Genomic DNA, 15,927 nt, shown 5'->3' with positions numbered 1-15,927 from the left:
GGTCGCGAAGAGTCGGCGGTACCGGATCGGGTGGCGAAACGGGTGACTGCTTGACCTATCCTTGAACAACGGGTCCGCCTGAGGCCATCGGCCGAGGCACGGATCCACCGAACCAATCCCATGGAGGTATCACAATGCGGCACACTTCTCGTGCCCTTGCAGCCGTCGGCGCCGTTGCGGCGCTGGCGCTCACCGGCTGTGCCGGCGGATCCAGCCAGTCCGGGCAGTCCGGTCAGTCGGGTTCCGCATCGGAACTGGCACTGTCCGATCTCAACATCCAGCCGCGCGATGCCCTGCAGCAGGGAGGCGACCTGCGGCTGACGATCACGTCGATGCCGACCAACTGGAACTACCTCCAGCAGGAGGGCACCTCGGTCGACCTGAACCGCATCAACGGCTTCATCGAGCCTGCGAACCTGATCTACAACGCGGACGGCACCTACGAGCCGAACCCCGAGTACATCGAGAAGATCGATGCGCAGGATCCCACCGACGGCAAGGGCCAGGTCATCACGCTGACTCTCAACCCCGATTCCAAGTGGAACTCCGGGCGCGCGATCGACTGGGAGGACTACCAGTCCAACTGGAAGGCCTGCAACGGCGAGGACGCGGACTTCTACTGCGGCTCCACCGACGGCTGGAACCAGATCGCCTCCATCGAGAAGGGTGACGAGGACAACCAGGTGGTCATCACCTTCAAGTCCTCCTACCCGGACTGGTCGGGCGTCATCTCCGGTGTCTTCCCCAAGGAGTCCATGAAGGACGCCAAGACCTTCAACGAGGGCTGGAAGGACTACAACAACGACTGGGGTGCTGGTCCCTACATCATCGATTCCGTCGACACGGCCCAGCAGGTCGTGAAGCTGGTCCCGAACCCCGACTGGTGGGGCGACAAGCCCATGCTGGACACCGTGAGCTTCCGCGCCATGGACGCGGCCGCTGCGGCTTCCGCCTTCGCGAACTCCGAGGTCGATGAGCTCAACGGCATCATCAACGGCGACCAGTACCAGCAGGCCAGCACCCGTTCTGACGCTGAGATCCGCCGCGCCGGTGGTCTGCAGTGGCGTCACTTCACCGTGAACTCCGAGTCCGGTGTCCTCCAGGACGTCAAGGTCCGTCAGGCCATCAACAAGGGCATCGACCGCGAGTCCATCGCCAACTCCGACCTGGCCGGGATCCCCGACCTGGTCCCCTCCGAGCTGATGATGGGCAACCACTTCTTCATGCCCGGCCAGGACGGCTACCAGGACAACTCCGGCGACTACGCCTACAACCCCGAGACGGCCGGTTCCGACCTGGACGCCCTGGGCTGGACGCTCAACGAGACCTCCGGGTACCGGGAGAAGGACGGCAAGACGCTGGAGTTCGACTACGCCATGATGCCTGACGTCCCCACCTCCAAGAACGAGGGTGAGCTGCTCCAGGCGCAGATGAAGGAGATCGGCGTCAAGGTCAACATCAACAATGTCGACTCCGATGCCTTCTTCTCCGACACCGTCCCGGGCGGCAAGTTCGGCGTGACCACGTTCACCTGGCAGGGCACGCCCTACCCGATGGCGAACGTCGGCCAGATCTACGGCTGCGACAACTCCCTGGCCCAGAACGGTGGCATGAACTACTCCCGCTACTGCGACGAGACCGTCAAGGAGCTCATCCCCCAGATCGACACCGAGCCCGACCACGACAAGCGCGTGGAGCTCACCAACCAGGCCGACAAGGCGATCTGGGACGCCGTCATGACGATCCCGATCTACCGTCGCCTCGAAATGACCGCTGTCCCGTCGAACCTCGCCAACTACGGCGCCTTCGGCATGCAGACGGTCCGCGCGGAGGACATCGGCTTCACCAAGTGAGCCACGTCCTCTGATGTGATCTCGCATCAGGCAGGGGCCCCGGGGAGCTAGCTCCCCGGGGCCCCTCCCTTTCTCCCCCGCGAAGTCCGCTCTGTTCGGACCATGAGGTCCGCTCTGCTCGGACCATGAGGTCCGCTCTGTTCGGACCATGAGGTCCGCTCTGTTCTGACGGCGAAGTCCGCTCTTCCCCGCCCTGCCCTGATGGAGTTGAGGCATTGAGTCGCGTGCCTCGTCCGACCCGCGAGGCAGGCCTTCTCCGCGTGTTCAGGTGCGACCTCGGCGAGTCCTTCCATCGGTGGCCGTCAGCGGGATGCCGGGTCACACACCCGGTTGGTGGTGAGGTACCGGGTCCACCATGAGACCCACGGGCATACCCCGGTGTCTGACCCTGGATCGTGGATCCTGGAGCTGGCCGTGGATCTCGTGGCGGCGTTGCCCCGCGTTTTCAGTGACCCGTGCCAGTTCGGTGGGCACGTCAGACTGAATCTCAGTGCGCTGGCGCGCGCACGTTCGACGCTCGCCGAGCGATCCTCGGCGTCCTCGCAGGTCACGGCGGTTGGCGATGAAGGCGGGTGTTCCCGGGCTCCGGTGGCTCCACCAGATTCAGTGATGGGTGCCGGTCCTGCGGGCACAGGTCCCTGAATCTCAGTGCGCTGGCGCGCGCACGTTCGACGCTCGCCGAGCGATCCTCGGCGTCCTCGCAGGTCACGGGGGTTGGCGATGAAGGCGGGTGTTCCCGGGCTCCGGTGGCTCTTCCAGATTCAGTGATGGGTGCCGGTCCCGCGGGCACAGGTCCCTGAATCTCAGCGCGCGCACGAGACACGTCCGGGTCCCGGGTCGGTGTGCGTTCCAGTCGTCCCCGTCCGGTCCCCGTCCCCGCTCAGGAGAAGGACAGCACCGCGAGCACGAACACCGCGCCCACGACCAGGGCCGGCAGCGGCGTCCACTTCACCCGGACCTCCGGGGGGAACCCGGCATCCAGGCGATCGGGGATCGGAGAGGCCGCCAGCAGCTCGGAGACCTTCTCCTGCTGGGCGGTGGACAGGCGCGGACGCTGTTCGGGATGAAGGGCGAGCTCACGCTCCTCCAGCACCAGCCGGGCCGCGCCCTCGGGCTGCGCGTCGACCTCGTGGTGCACGGTCTCCGTGTCGTCCAGGTCCGGCAGGTCCGGAGCGGCGTTGCGCCTGCGTGACGCCGAGAAGCCGCCGCGCTCAGGAGGAGCTGCACTGACGAACTCATGTCCGTCGGCCACGAGGCGCAGTCCGAGCCGGGTGCGCGCATCCTCGAGGTGACCCCACGGGATCCACACCTCCCGGAAGTGGTTGCGCACCACGACACCGGCGGGCGCGGTGACCAGTCGCGGCCACCACCACAACCATGCGCAGAGCGCCACGACGGCCAGCGGTAGGGGCAGGCCGACGAGGGCGGACCTCCAGCCCTCCTGGACCAGCACCGTGATCTCGAGGAGCAGGGCCAGTCCGGCCACGACCAGGGTGCCGATGCGTCCCCAGCGGGAGCGGAAGGTGATGGTGCGCTTCATCGGAGCAAGTGTAGGTGGCGATCACTGGCGACGGGGTGTGGGTTGGACGCCCGGGATGCGGGTCGTGGGCGCCTCCGGCGGTCGAGCCCACCGGTGGTTGGTGTGTGGACTGTGGGTGCCTCCGGCGGTCGAATCCACAGGTGGCTGGCCTGGGGGTTCGGGAGCAGCGACGGCGTGTGCGTCGGACGCCCTCGTGGGCGCGTGGTGGTCGCTCCCAGCTCCCGAGCCCACACACGGATCAGCCGACACCCACCGACGCCGTGCTCCAGGTCGTGCCCGTCCGAGCGCGCCCGCCCTCGTCAATGCGGGAGGGGATGCGCCACGACACGGCGCCTCCCGGACCCCGGACGGCCGCGACGGGGGCTGCCCGGACCTCGGCGTGTCAGATCTCGCACGCCCCCCACTGTCAGTCCCACCCCGGGAACGGATACGCTTGTGCCCTGAATGTGCGCGCGTCCCGCCCACGGCCCGACGCCGCCGCCCGCCACCTCCTGGTGGATGGTCGCCCCCCGAGTGATCACCCGCGGTGCGCGGGCCCGCCCAATCCCGAGGAGTCCTTCATGTCGGTGCGCCCTGATCTGCGCAATGTTGCCATCGTCGCCCATGTCGACCATGGCAAGACGACGCTGGTGGACGCCATGCTGTGGCAGTCCGGTGCCTTCTCCGAGCGTGACACGGTCGAGAAGACCGGCGAGCGTGTCATGGACTCCGGCGATCTGGAGCGTGAGAAGGGCATCACCATCCTCGCCAAGAACACTGCGGTCCACTACCGCGGTCCCTCCGCCCAGAAGCTGGGCCTGGAGGGTGGCGTGGTGATCAACGTCATCGACACCCCCGGGCACGCTGACTTCGGTGGCGAGGTGGAGCGCGGCCTGTCCATGGTCGACGGCGTGGTCCTGATGGTCGACGCCTCCGAGGGGCCCCTGCCCCAGACCCGTTTCGTGCTCCGCAAGGCCCTGCAGGCCAAGCTGCCCGTCGTGGTCGTCGTCAACAAGGTCGACCGCCCCGACTCCCGCATCGAGGAGGTCGTCTCCGAGACCACCGACCTGCTGCTCTCCCTGGGCGAGGACCTCATGAACGAGGGCGTCGAGACCGACGTCGACTCGCTCCTCGACGTCCCGATCATCTATGCCTCCGCGAAGGCCGGGAAGTCCTCCCTGACGAACCCCGGCAACGGGAACCTCCCGACCGAGGACCTGGAGCCGCTCTTCGAGACGATCCTCAAGCGGATCCCCGGACCCTCCTACGAGGAGGGCGCGCCGCTGCAGGCACACGTCACGAACCTCGACGCCTCCCCGTTCCTCGGACGCCTCGCGCTGCTGCGGATCCACAACGGGACACTCCGCAAGGGTGAGAACGTGGGCCTGGCCCGCCATGACGGCACGATCAAGCCCGTGCGCGTCACCGAGCTGCTGCGCACCGAGGGCCTGGAGCGTGTCCCCACCGACTCGGCTGACCCGGGCGACATCGTCGCAGCGGCCGGCATCGAGGACATCACCATCGGTGAGTCCCTGGTGGACCTCGACGACCCGCGTCCCCTGCCCCTCATCACCGTGGACGACCCGGCGATCTCCCTGACCATCGGCATCAACACCTCGCCCATGGCGGGTCGCGTCAAGGGTGCGAAGGTCACGGCCCGCCAGGTCAAGGACCGCCTCGACCGCGAACTGATAGGCAACGTCTCCATCCGTGTGCTGGCCACCGAGCGTCCCGACGCCTGGGAGGTCCAGGGCCGCGGCGAGCTGGCACTGGCCATCCTCGTCGAGCAGATGCGCCGCGAGGGCTTCGAGCTGACCGTCGGCAAGCCGCAGGTGGTCACCAAGGAGATCGACGGCAAGACCTGCGAGCCGATGGAGCGCATGACCATCGACATCCCCGAGGAGCACCTCGGCGCGATCACGCAGCTCATGGCCCAGCGCAAGGGCCGCATGGAGTCCATGGCGAACCACGGATCGGGTTGGATCCGCCTGGAGTTCATCGTGCCCGCCCGCGGACTCATCGGGTTCCGCACCCGGTTCCTCACCGAGACGCGCGGCACCGGTATCGCCTCCTCCATCGCCGAGGGCTACGAGCCGTGGTTGGGCACCATCGAGCAGCGCCTCACCGGCTCGCTGGTCTCCGACCGCGCCGGTCAGGCCACCCCCTACGCGATGATCAACCTGCAGGAGCGTGGCACGTTCATCGTCGAGCCCGGCTCGGAGGTCTACGAGGGCCAGGTCGTGGGCGAGAACCCGCGCGGCGAGGACATGGACGTCAACATCACGCGTGAGAAGAAGCAGACGAACACCCGCTCGGCCACGGCCGACGTGTACGAGTCGCTGACGCCCTCACGCAAGCTGACCCTGGAGGAGTCCCTGGAGTTCGCCGCCAATGACGAGTGCGTCGAGGTGACGCCCGAGTCCGTGCGCGTGCGCAAGGTGACCCTGGACTCCCAGGAGCGCTTCAAGATCGCCGCCCGCGAGCGTCGCATGCAGCGCTGACACCGCACTTCAGGCCCGCCTCACGCCGAGGTCCGCTCAGTTCTCGGTGTGAGGTCCGCTCAGTTCCGTCATCGAAGTCCGCTCCCGTCCCGGTTCAGTTCATGTGAGCCGTGGACGAGGGCGGACTTCGTCTGCAGAGCAGAGCGGACTTCGAGTGCACGACGGAGCGGACCTCGAGGTCCGAACAGTGCGGACTTCGAGGGTGGAACAGAGCGGACTGATATGGGGGTGTGTGCTGTCAAGTGGGCATGGTGAGGCGCCGCCCGGCACTGGTTGTGGGGCGGCGCCTCGGTCGTCGGGGTGGGGCCTTGTGGGGGTGGGGTGTGTCCGTTGGTGGACGGTGTGGTCACTCTGATATTCGCGGGTTGGTGCCGCATGACGGTGTTCCGGCGGAAGAGGGGTTCACTGCGGTCTTCGAGACGGGCGTGCCCGGGTGGGTGCCCATGTCCGCATCGGTGGTTTCCCTCTCCGACACACTGCCCCACTCCCTCAGGGGCCGGCCTCGACGAGACTGTGGGGCTCAGGCGTCCATGGTGACCAGCACCTGACACCATCCGGCCAGTTCACGCGCGATGGCGCAGTTGGCGACCGTGGGAGTCTTCTTGCGGGCCTTGAATCCCAGCCATCGCTTGTGGAGTCGACGGTTGCCGCGCCCGGCGTGGTCTGCGACTGCTCGGGGGGCCTTGTCCCAGCGTGCCTGCAAGGTGGCAGATGGATGGTAGGTGGGCAGGTGGTGCCAGGCGGCCTCCACCAGGAGCCTGCGCGCATGCGCGTTCCCGGTGCGGGTGAGGCCGCCTTGGTGGCGGGTGGACCCCGAGGAGTGCTCACTGGGGACCAACCCCAGGTAGGAGCCGATGCTGGTGGGGGTGAAACGCTGCCAGTCACCCACCTCCACAGCCAGGCCCACCGCTGTGAGGGTGGAGATGCCGCGCAGGCAGGACAGTCGCTTCACCGCTCCAGCGAAGGAGGACTCCTCAGCCAGGCGGGCGATGCCCTCATCGAGGCGCCCCCTCCTGGCCTCCAGAGCACAGACCGTCTCCCAGGACTCATCAAAGGTCTGCAAGGTCGCCCACCCCGCCCCAGCCAGTCCCTCCCGGCGGATCGTGCCCAGCCACGCCCGGTGAGCCACACCCCACGTGGTCTTGCCCTCATAGAGGAAACCCCGACGCAGGAGCAGCTTGGAGAGACGATGACGAGCGGCCATGAGTTCACGGCGCACGTCATCACGAGCACGCACCAGGTCCCGGGCGGACTCCTCCTCCACGGTGGGGACACGCACTCCCACCACTTGGCCCGCCGCGAGCATCTGGGCCAGGTGGAGGGCATCACGACGGTCCGTCTTGATGCGGTCTCCACTGGCACGCAACAGTTTCGAGGGGGCCGCCACCACACACTCAATGCCCTCCCCCTCCAGGGTCCGTGCCAGGTGGAAACCGGTCGGCCCGGCCTCATAGGCCACCCGCACCCCCCGGGCGTCACCCACACGCGCAATGAAGTCGAGGACCTCCCCGTCCCCACCCCCCAACGCAGCCTCCCGGATCACACCCGAGAGGGGATCAATCGCTGCTGCTCGAACACTGCGAGCGTGAACATCCAACCCAATACACGTAGCATCTGACAACACCTGGGGCCTCCCCTGAATCGCATGTCGGCACCCCCACCCACGGGCGAGGGCGATCCACGAAACCGTGGCACTGCACCCCAACCAGGGCACTGAACCACGTTGCACAGGGAAGGCCCCAGGCCACAAGACCCAACCTCAGACCACCCCCACCCCCATATCGTCTTCGCGGGAGAGGGGTCAGCGGACGGGCGGTGGGACCCTCTTTCCGGTGACCATGGTCGAGGCCTCGACACGGATGTCGCCGCGCCGGGTGCGCACCGTGACGTGATCGGCGGCGACCTCCAGCAGATCGCCCAGGGCGTCGTGGAGCCCGTCGGCCAGCCGGTAGCGCACGACCACGCGGGTGCCCGGCTCCCAGGAGAGCCACGGGAGTGGCGGCAGCGCCCGGGGGAGATGGACGTCCCCGTCCGCTGGCGCGCCGAAGTTCCCGGAGTCATCCGGGTCCACCGAGGTCCCGGTCACCTCCACACCCCCAACCCCACCGGACCCTGCACCTTCCGGGGTGCTGCCGGTGTTCAACTCCTCACGCCCGTGTGCATGAGGACCTCCTGCTGTCGTGGGCGTCGCCATGTGGGCGATAATAGGTGCAGTTGATCCCGCGCCGTGCATGCTCCGACGCGGGATGCCACCGCCCGGCAGGGCGGACCGGCGCCAGCACCGGCAGCCACCGGTGCGCATGCACCGACTGACAGGAGGAGACCCATGACCTACGTCATCGCGCAGCCCTGCGTGGACGTCAAGGACCGCGCATGCGTCGACGAGTGCCCCGTGGACTGCATCTACGAGGGCAAGCGATCGCTGTACATCCACCCCGAGGAGTGCGTGGACTGCGGGGCGTGCGAGCCGGTGTGCCCCACCGAGGCCATCTTCTACGAGGACGACGTCCCCTCGGAGTGGTCCGACTACTACCGCGCCAATGTGGAGTTCTTCAAGGACCTGGGCTCTCCCGGTGGTGCCCAGCGCGCCGGCGTCCAGGACTTCGACGACCCGATGATCGCCGCCCTGCCGCCCCAGAACCAGGAGTACCTGGACTCCATCGGCGGCTGACGCCGAGCCGCCCGGATCGGCCCCGGCCCTCTACCCCGCACGGTCAGATCCGTGGGGAGGGGGTCGCCCTCGTCCGTGGCGGCACCGCCCCGATCCACGGCGGCAGTGCCCAGCCCTGCCCCGCCCCGCTCCTGTTCCGGTGGCACGCCGCCGTCGGACATCCCTGACACCTGACCCCCAGGAGGGACCGTGGCTGACCTGCCGCGCACGCTCGGACTGCCGGACTTCCCGTGGGACCTGTTGGTCCCCGCCAAACGACTCGCGTCGTCCCACGAGGACGGCATCTGCGATCTCTCGGTGGGCACCCCCGTGGACCCGACCCCGGAGTTCATCCGCGCGGCACTCGCCGAGGCCTCCGACGCCCCGGGCTACCCGACGGTGATCGGCACCGAGGAGGTGCGCCGGGCGATCCTCCGGTGGAGCGCCTCGCGCGGGATGGTCGACGTGGGCATGGACGGCGTCATCCCGACGATCGGCTCCAAGGAGGCCGTCGCCTGGCTGCCGACCCTCCTGGGCGTGCGCCCCGGCGACACCGTGCTGGTCCCCGAGGTCGCCTATCCCACCTACGACGTCGGTGCGCGTCTGGCGGGCGGCACCCCGGTGCCCGTGGACCCCACCCGCCCCGACACCTGGCCCGATGCCACGCTGGTGTGGCTGAACTCCCCGGGCAACCCCGACGGCCACGTCCTCACCCGCGGACAGCTGCGCACCGCACTCGCCTGGGCGCGCGAGCACGGAGCCGTCCTGGCCTCCGACGAGTGCTATGCGGCCCTCCCCTGGGAGGTGCCCTTCGTCGACGAGGGCGTCCCCAGCCTGCTCGACGAGGACGTCTGCGAGGGCGACCCACGCGGCATCCTCGTGCTCTACTCCCTGTCGAAGCAGTCCAACATGGCCGGCTACCGGGCGGCCCTGCTGCTGGGTGACCCCGACTTGGTCCGACCGGTCGTCCAGGTCCGCAAGCACTCGGGCATGATGGTCCCCGCCCCCGTCCAGCACGCGATGGCGGCCGCACTGGTCGACACCGAGCACGTGGACGCCCAGAGGCGCCGCTACCGACGCCGTCGCGAGCTGCTCCTGGCGGCGATCGCCGCAGCCGGTCTGGAGCAGGACCCGCAGTCGGTGGCGGGGCTGTACCTGTGGGTCCGCGATCCTGCTGCCACCGCCCCCGACTCCTGGGCGCTGGTCGACCGGTTCGCCCGACTCGGCATCCTGGTGGCCCCCGGCGACTTCTACGGGGAGGCAGGCCGCGGTCGCGTCCGCATCGCCCTGACGGCCACGGACGAACGCATCGGAACGGCCGCGGAACGCCTCTCCCTGGCGGCCCGAGAATCTTGAGCACGAGAGACCTGCCGGTACTACAGTTGGGACGAGAGTCCCACTCTCGAAGCGGAGAGTGAACCACCCACCAGGAGGTCGACACCCGATGAGCCCCAAGTCCACGACCAGCGCCGACGCGAAGGACTCCCCCTCCACGGACGAGGCAACCACATCCGCGACCTCCACGACCGGCGCATCCGGGACTGCCCCGGACGGACTGTTGGTCGTCGGGGACGCGAAGGTGGAGCTGCCCCGCGTCCGCGCCACCGTCGGGACCGACGGCGTGCGCATCGGCAAGGTCATGGCCCAGGCCGATGTCGTCACCCTGGACCCCGGCTACACGAACACCGGGTCCTGCGAGTCGGCGATCACGTACATCGACGGCGATGCCGGGATCCTGCGCTACCGGGGCTACCCCATCGACCAGTTGGCGAAGAACTCCAGCTTCCTGGAGGTTGCCTACCTGCTGATCTACGGGGAGCTGCCCGATGCCGCGACCCTGGAGAGCTTCATCCGCAGCATCCAGCGTCACCGCCTCCTCCACGAGGACTTCAAGGCCTTCTTCACGGCCTTCCCCCACAACGGTCACCCCATGGCGATCCTGCAGGCGGGCGTGGCCGGTCTGGCGACCTACTACGAGGACACGCTGGACCCTCGGGACCCGGACCAGCTCAACGAGGCCCTGGTGCTCCTCATCGCGAAACTGCCCACGATGATCAGCTACATCGCGAAGAGGGCCGCGGGTCTGCCACTGCTGTACCCGGACTCCCAGCGGGGCTTCACCGAGGACTTCATCCGCATGACCTTCGGCATGCCCTACCAGGCCTACGACATCGACCCGGCNGGCACGCCGCCGTCGGACATCCCTGACACCTGACCCCCAGGAGGGACCGTGGCTGACCTGCCGCGCACGCTCGGACTGCCGGACTTCCCGTGGGACCTGTTGGTCCCCGCCAAACGACTCGCGTCGTCCCACGAGGACGGCATCTGCGATCTCTCGGTGGGCACCCCCGTGGACCCGACCCCGGAGTTCATCCGCGCGGCACTCGCCGAGGCCTCCGACGCCCCGGGCTACCCGACGGTGATCGGCACCGAGGAGGTGCGCCGGGCGATCCTCCGGTGGAGCGCCTCGCGCGGGATGGTCGACGTGGGCATGGACGGCGTCATCCCGACGATCGGCTCCAAGGAGGCCGTCGCCTGGCTGCCGACCCTCCTGGGCGTGCGCCCCGGCGACACCGTGCTGGTCCCCGAGGTCGCCTATCCCACCTACGACGTCGGTGCGCGTCTGGCGGGCGGCACCCCGGTGCCCGTGGACCCCACCCGCCCCGACACCTGGCCCGATGCCACGCTGGTGTGGCTGAACTCCCCGGGCAACCCCGACGGCCACGTCCTCACCCGCGGACAGCTGCGCACCGCACTCGCCTGGGCGCGCGAGCACGGAGCCGTCCTGGCCTCCGACGAGTGCTATGCGGCCCTCCCCTGGGAGGTGCCCTTCGTCGACGAGGGCGTCCCCAGCCTGCTCGACGAGGACGTCTGCGAGGGCGACCCACGCGGCATCCTCGTGCTCTACTCCCTGTCGAAGCAGTCCAACATGGCCGGCTACCGGGCGGCCCTGCTGCTGGGTGACCCCGACTTGGTCCGACCGGTCGTCCAGGTCCGCAAGCACTCGGGCATGATGGTCCCCGCCCCCGTCCAGCACGCGATGGCGGCCGCACTGGTCGACACCGAGCACGTGGACGCCCAGAGGCGCCGCTACCGACGCCGTCGCGAGCTGCTCCTGGCGGCGATCGCCGCAGCCGGTCTGGAGCAGGACCCGCAGTCGGTGGCGGGGCTGTACCTGTGGGTCCGCGATCCTGCTGCCACCGCCCCCGACTCCTGGGCGCTGGTCGACCGGTTCGCCCGACTCGGCATCCTGGTGGCCCCCGGCGACTTCTACGGGGAGGCAGGCCGCGGTCGCGTCCGCATCGCCCTGACGGCCACGGACGAACGCATCGGAACGGCCGCGGAACGCCTCTCCCTGGCGGCCCGAGAATCTTGAGCACGAGAGACCTGCCGGTACTACAGTTGGGACGAGAGTCCCACTCTCGAAGCGGAGAGTGAACCACCCACCAGGAGGTCGACACCCGATGAGCCCCAAGTCCACGACCAGCGCCGACGCGAAGGACTCCCCCTCCACGGACGAGGCAACCACATCCGCGACCTCCACGACCGGCGCATCCGGGACTGCCCCGGACGGACTGTTGGTCGTCGGGGACGCGAAGGTGGAGCTGCCCCGCGTCCGCGCCACCGTCGGGACCGACGGCGTGCGCATCGGCAAGGTCATGGCCCAGGCCGATGTCGTCACCCTGGACCCCGGCTACACGAACACCGGGTCCTGCGAGTCGGCGATCACGTACATCGACGGCGATGCCGGGATCCTGCGCTACCGGGGCTACCCCATCGACCAGTTGGCGAAGAACTCCAGCTTCCTGGAGGTTGCCTACCTGCTGATCTACGGGGAGCTGCCCGATGCCGCGACCCTGGAGAGCTTCATCCGCAGCATCCAGCGTCACCGCCTCCTCCACGAGGACTTCAAGGCCTTCTTCACGGCCTTCCCCCACAACGGTCACCCCATGGCGATCCTGCAGGCGGGCGTGGCCGGTCTGGCGACCTACTACGAGGACACGCTGGACCCTCGGGACCCGGACCAGCTCAACGAGGCCCTGGTGCTCCTCATCGCGAAACTGCCCACGATGATCAGCTACATCGCGAAGAGGGCCGCGGGTCTGCCACTGCTGTACCCGGACTCCCAGCGGGGCTTCACCGAGGACTTCATCCGCATGACCTTCGGCATGCCCTACCAGGCCTACGACATCGACCCGGCGCTGGTGCGCGCCCTCGACATGCTGCTGATCCTGCACGCCGACCACGAGCAGAACTGCTCGACGTCCACGGTCCGCCTCGTCGGGTCCTCGCAGGCGAACCTCTATGCCTCGGTGGCGGCCGGGGTCGGTGCCCTGGCGGGCCCGCTCCACGGCGGTGCCAACGAGGCCGTGCTGCGGATGCTCCACGAGATCAACGACTCGGGTGCCTCGGTGCAGTCCTTCGTGGACCGGGTGAAGAACAAGGAGTCGGGTGCCCGCCTCATGGGCTTCGGGCACCGCGTCTACAAGAACTACGACCCGCGCGCAGCCATCGTCAAGGACACCGCCCACGACGTCCTGGACCGCCTGGGCAGGCGTGACAACCTCCTCGACATCGCGATGCAGCTGGAGGAGATCGCCCTCAACGACGACTACTTCAAGGAGCGCAAGCTCTACCCGAACGTCGACTTCTACACGGGCCTGATCTACTCGGCCATGGGCTTCCCGCCCAAGATGTTCACCCCGTTGTTCGCACTCGGGCGCCTGCCCGGCTGGATCGCGCAGTACCGCGAGATGACGCAGGACCCGGCCACGAAGATCGGGCGCCCGCGTCAGGTCTACATCGGCGAGGTCGAGCGCGACTACGTCCCGCTGCGCCAGCGCAACCCGCGATTCGCGGAGGGCTGAGGCGGGCCGGGGGACCTTCTGGGCCGCGTTGACCGCGTACGAGGGCGGCTCCGCTCGCGCCCGCAGAGCACGAGGGCGGACCTCGTCTGTCACATGGCGTGCGAGGAAGGCCCTCACCCGGCGATGCGTGTGCGAGGGCGACCGCTGGCTCACGAGTCTGAGCTGACTCGGACCACGCGGGAGGGGCGGGCACGTCGATGACGTGCCCGCCCCCTGTGTGTGGTGTGTGGGTGTTGGCCCCGGGGTCAGTTGGTGGCGTGGAGGGCGTCGTTGAGTTCGATGCCGTGCCCGCCACGGGCCAGGGCCTCGACCCGACCGGAGACGGAGTTGCGTCGGAAGAGCACATTGGAGGCACCCGCCAGGTCGCGCGCGGAGACGGTGCGCGGCTCGGCGAAGAGCCCGTTCTCACCGGGGACGACACCGCCGCCGGGGAGGACGGCGACCTTGGTGCCTGCGGTGAGGTAGAGGCCGGCCTCCACCACGCAGTCGTTGCCCAGGGGGATGCCGAGACCGGAGTTGGCCCCGAGCAGGCAACGCTCACCCAGTCGCACGCGCTGGCGTCCGCCACCGGAGAGGACACCCATGGTCGAGGCGCCGCCGCCCACGTCGGAGCCGTCCCCCACCACGACGCCCTGGGAAATGCGACCCTCCACCATGGAGCGTCCCAGTGTGCCGGCATTGAAGTTCACGAAGGCCGCGTGCATGACGGTCGTGCCCTCGGCGAGGTGGGCGCCCAGGCGAACCTTGGCACCGTCAGCGATGCGCACCCCGGTGGGGATCACGTAGTTCACCATCGGGGGGAACTTGTCGACGCCGATGACGGTGACCGGATGGCCCAGGTGGAGGCGCAGACGCATGCGCGTGTCCTCGAAGTCCTCCACGGCGCACGGTCCTGCCGAGGTCCACACGACATTGGGCAGGCGGGAGAAGATGCCGTCCAAGTTGACCGTGTTGGGCAGCACCAGCCGGTGGGAAAGCAGGTGGAGGCGCAGGTAGGCGTCCGCCGTGGACTGTGGTTGGTCCTCCAGATCGGCCTGGCAGGTCACCACTGAGGTGCGGATTGCGCGTGCGTGGTCCTGGCGCTCCAGTTGGGTGAGCTTCTCCAGGAGTTCAGCGTCCTTGCCCTGCGAGTACTCCCCGAGATGGGGGTCCGGGTACCAGACGTCGAGCGTCTGGCCGCTGGTCGTCACCGTCGCGAGGCCGATGCCCCAAGCCTTTGTCGTATCCATGAGAACACTTTATGACGGGGGTCGCGCCTCGGCCCGGCGGGTCCCACACAATGGGGTCCTCTGACGGCGGTGATGGGAGCCTGCCAGCTCATTCGAGCGGCGCGCGGCCTCGTGTCCTCCTGTCGTACTTCGACTCCCTGTACGCCGCCACGGCTTCTCGGCTGGAGCGGTAGCGGCCGTCAGGACCGATGACAGCCGCAAGACGCCCCCGGGCGGCGGCCTGCTTGAGGGCGACGAGACTGAACTCCTCGTCGGCGAGCGCCTCGAGAGGAACGAACTTCGCCGGTCCCGCGATCTTCGGTATCAGGTGATGCATGTTGTCGATCACGGAACGGCAGATGATCTCGGCCAGCGGACCGTCGTCGCCCTTGTCAGACTTGTCGAGGGCGCTGAGGTACTTCTGACGTTGCTCCTTCCTGATGATCGCAGGCGGCCATCTCAAGCGGATCAGGAGCAGGTTCAACAGGAGTCGGCCAGTCCTCCCATTGCCGTCGATGAATGGGTGAATGCGCTCAAAGCTGCTGTGGAGTGCTGCCAGGGCTTCGGGGACTGCGGCAACTGTGATCGCTCCCGTCCTGATTCCGCTGTGAAGGGCATTGGCCTCATCAACCCACGTGCTGATCTCTGCGGGCACGAGAGGATAGGTGGGTGGCCTCATCCCGCCGGAGAAGATCTGGATCTCGTGTTGACGCCAGCTGCCAGGCGACTCCGTAGGACTCGCATCCGGATGCGGCGAGACCTCCCACACCTTGCTCATGACCAAGGTGTGAATGCGTCGGATCTCTGACATGACCACCAGATCATCGTGCGCCCACTCCTCCGGCTGCACGGCCTGCTGGTAGACCCAGCGCGCTGCCTCGGCATAGCCGAGAACCTCCATGTAGTCCTTGAGTTCTTTCGAGCCGACAGCGCGGCCTTGCGTGAGGAGCTTCTCCACTTCGCTCTGCAGGAGCGTATTGCCCTCGACTGCGGTGGAGTGGTGTGCCTCCAAGTGCCAGAGATCATCCCACAACTGTCGTGCCTCGTAGGGCTTGGGTAGGCCACCGTAGTTGTCCAGCTCAGTAACGGCTGCGGCAAATCGCTCATACACGGCGTCCCGGCGCGGCCTCCCGCGCCCGGGTCTCGTGGCATCCTGTCCCATCGTCAAATCTCCCTGCTCAGGCGGGCAACAGTCAGAGACTACAAGTTTGTCGTCGCTCGAGGTCTGTTAATCAACAATGACAAGAGCGAGCTCCTGTGGCGGCGTGTCGGGCCAATGAACCTGACGTCAGTTCCCGTGCCCGTCCTTGGGTCGACCACGAACTGGC

General features: G+C 68.2%; 11 protein-coding genes and 1 pseudogene. 7 read left to right on the top strand and 5 right to left on the bottom strand.

Going from position 1 to position 15,927, the window contains the following annotated elements:
* Nucleotides 1–134 precede the first annotated feature (134 nt).
* Entirely contained in the window at nucleotides 135–1,853 is a 1,719-nt protein-coding gene (locus BQ9890_RS02090) for an ABC transporter family substrate-binding protein (RefSeq protein ID WP_075888968.1), read from the top strand.
* A gap of 880 nt (nucleotides 1,854–2,733) precedes the next feature.
* On the opposite strand, the gene BQ9890_RS02085 is transcribed toward BQ9890_RS02090, so the two are convergent.
* Nucleotides 2,734–3,393, bottom strand: coding sequence for a PH domain-containing protein (locus BQ9890_RS02085; RefSeq protein ID WP_075888966.1), 660 nt, complete (start codon nucleotides 3,391–3,393; stop codon nucleotides 2,734–2,736).
* A gap of 560 nt (nucleotides 3,394–3,953) precedes the next feature.
* Between BQ9890_RS02085 and typA the strand changes: the two genes are divergently transcribed.
* A complete protein-coding gene (gene typA, locus BQ9890_RS02080) occupies nucleotides 3,954–5,873 on the top strand; it encodes a translational GTPase TypA (protein ID WP_075888964.1) in 1,920 nt (639 codons plus the stop codon).
* 520 nt (nucleotides 5,874–6,393) lie between these two features.
* Here the strand turns inward: typA and BQ9890_RS02075 are convergent.
* Nucleotides 6,394–7,497 (bottom strand): IS110 family RNA-guided transposase, encoded by a 1,104-nt coding sequence (locus tag BQ9890_RS02075; protein WP_075888962.1) that lies wholly within the window; start codon nucleotides 7,495–7,497, stop codon nucleotides 6,394–6,396.
* Between the two features lie 177 nt (nucleotides 7,498–7,674).
* Nucleotides 7,675–8,067 (bottom strand): putative acetyltransferase, encoded by a 393-nt coding sequence (locus tag BQ9890_RS16075; RefSeq protein WP_230297777.1) that lies wholly within the window; start codon nucleotides 8,065–8,067, stop codon nucleotides 7,675–7,677.
* 132 nt (nucleotides 8,068–8,199) lie between these two features.
* On the opposite strand from BQ9890_RS16075, the gene fdxA reads away from it, so the two are divergent.
* The 5 genes and pseudogenes from fdxA to BQ9890_RS02045 all read left to right on the top strand — a co-directional run bounded on the left by fdxA (nucleotide 8,200) and on the right by BQ9890_RS02045 (nucleotide 13,391).
* Complete coding sequence (fdxA, locus tag BQ9890_RS02065; RefSeq protein WP_043536021.1) at nucleotides 8,200–8,544, top strand: ferredoxin; 345 nt, start codon at nucleotides 8,200–8,202, stop codon at nucleotides 8,542–8,544.
* A 189-nt stretch (nucleotides 8,545–8,733) separates the two neighbouring features.
* A complete protein-coding gene (gene dapC / locus BQ9890_RS02060) occupies nucleotides 8,734–9,879 on the top strand; it encodes a succinyldiaminopimelate transaminase (RefSeq protein WP_075888960.1) in 1,146 nt (381 codons plus the stop codon).
* 88 nt (nucleotides 9,880–9,967) lie between these two features.
* Nucleotides 9,968–10,702 (top strand): annotated as a pseudogene (locus BQ9890_RS02055) (citrate/2-methylcitrate synthase); the annotation flags it as partial.
* A 51-nt stretch (nucleotides 10,703–10,753) separates the two neighbouring features.
* Nucleotides 10,754–11,899 carry a succinyldiaminopimelate transaminase gene (gene dapC / locus BQ9890_RS02050; RefSeq protein WP_075888960.1) on the top strand — a complete coding sequence of 382 codons (1,146 nt, stop codon included), beginning with the start codon at nucleotides 10,754–10,756 and terminating at the stop codon, nucleotides 11,897–11,899.
* Nucleotides 11,900–11,987: 88 nt separating this feature from the next.
* Nucleotides 11,988–13,391 (top strand): citrate synthase, encoded by a 1,404-nt coding sequence (locus BQ9890_RS02045; RefSeq protein ID WP_078062173.1) that lies wholly within the window; start codon nucleotides 11,988–11,990, stop codon nucleotides 13,389–13,391.
* Nucleotides 13,392–13,636: 245 nt separating this feature from the next.
* Here the strand turns inward: BQ9890_RS02045 and dapD are convergent, their stop codons facing one another.
* On the bottom strand, nucleotides 13,637–14,620 hold the full coding sequence (gene dapD / locus BQ9890_RS02040) for a 2,3,4,5-tetrahydropyridine-2,6-dicarboxylate N-succinyltransferase (protein WP_075888958.1): 984 nt from the start codon (nucleotides 14,618–14,620) through the stop codon (nucleotides 13,637–13,639).
* Between the two features lie 88 nt (nucleotides 14,621–14,708).
* Nucleotides 14,709–15,761 carry a Fic family protein gene (locus BQ9890_RS02035; protein WP_075888956.1) on the bottom strand — a complete coding sequence of 351 codons (1,053 nt, stop codon included), beginning with the start codon at nucleotides 15,759–15,761 and terminating at the stop codon, nucleotides 14,709–14,711.
* Nucleotides 15,762–15,927: the final 166 nt, after the last annotated feature.

This window comes from Actinomyces provencensis, assembly GCF_900155435.1.
Classification (GTDB): domain Bacteria; phylum Actinomycetota; class Actinomycetes; order Actinomycetales; family Actinomycetaceae; genus Pauljensenia; species Pauljensenia provencensis.
This window is presented reverse-complemented; position numbering and strand designations above follow the sequence as displayed.

Excerpts from the sequence above, each read along its gene's own strand:
- BQ9890_RS16075 (WP_230297777.1), bottom strand. The coding sequence starts at position 8,067 with ATGGCGACGCCCACGACAGCAGGAGGTCCTCATGCACACGGGCGTGAG.
- BQ9890_RS02045 (WP_078062173.1), top strand. The coding sequence starts at position 11,988 with ATGAGCCCCAAGTCCACGACCAGCGCCGACGCGAAGGACTCCCCCTCC.
- fdxA (WP_043536021.1), top strand. The coding sequence starts at position 8,200 with ATGACCTACGTCATCGCGCAGCCCTGCGTGGACGTCAAGGACCGCGCA.
- dapD (WP_075888958.1), bottom strand. The coding sequence starts at position 14,620 with ATGGATACGACAAAGGCTTGGGGCATCGGCCTCGCGACGGTGACGACC.
- BQ9890_RS02035 (WP_075888956.1), bottom strand. The coding sequence starts at position 15,761 with ATGGGACAGGATGCCACGAGACCCGGGCGCGGGAGGCCGCGCCGGGAC.
- typA (WP_075888964.1), top strand. The coding sequence starts at position 3,954 with ATGTCGGTGCGCCCTGATCTGCGCAATGTTGCCATCGTCGCCCATGTC.
- BQ9890_RS02090 (WP_075888968.1), top strand. The coding sequence starts at position 135 with ATGCGGCACACTTCTCGTGCCCTTGCAGCCGTCGGCGCCGTTGCGGCG.
- BQ9890_RS02085 (WP_075888966.1), bottom strand. The coding sequence starts at position 3,393 with ATGAAGCGCACCATCACCTTCCGCTCCCGCTGGGGACGCATCGGCACC.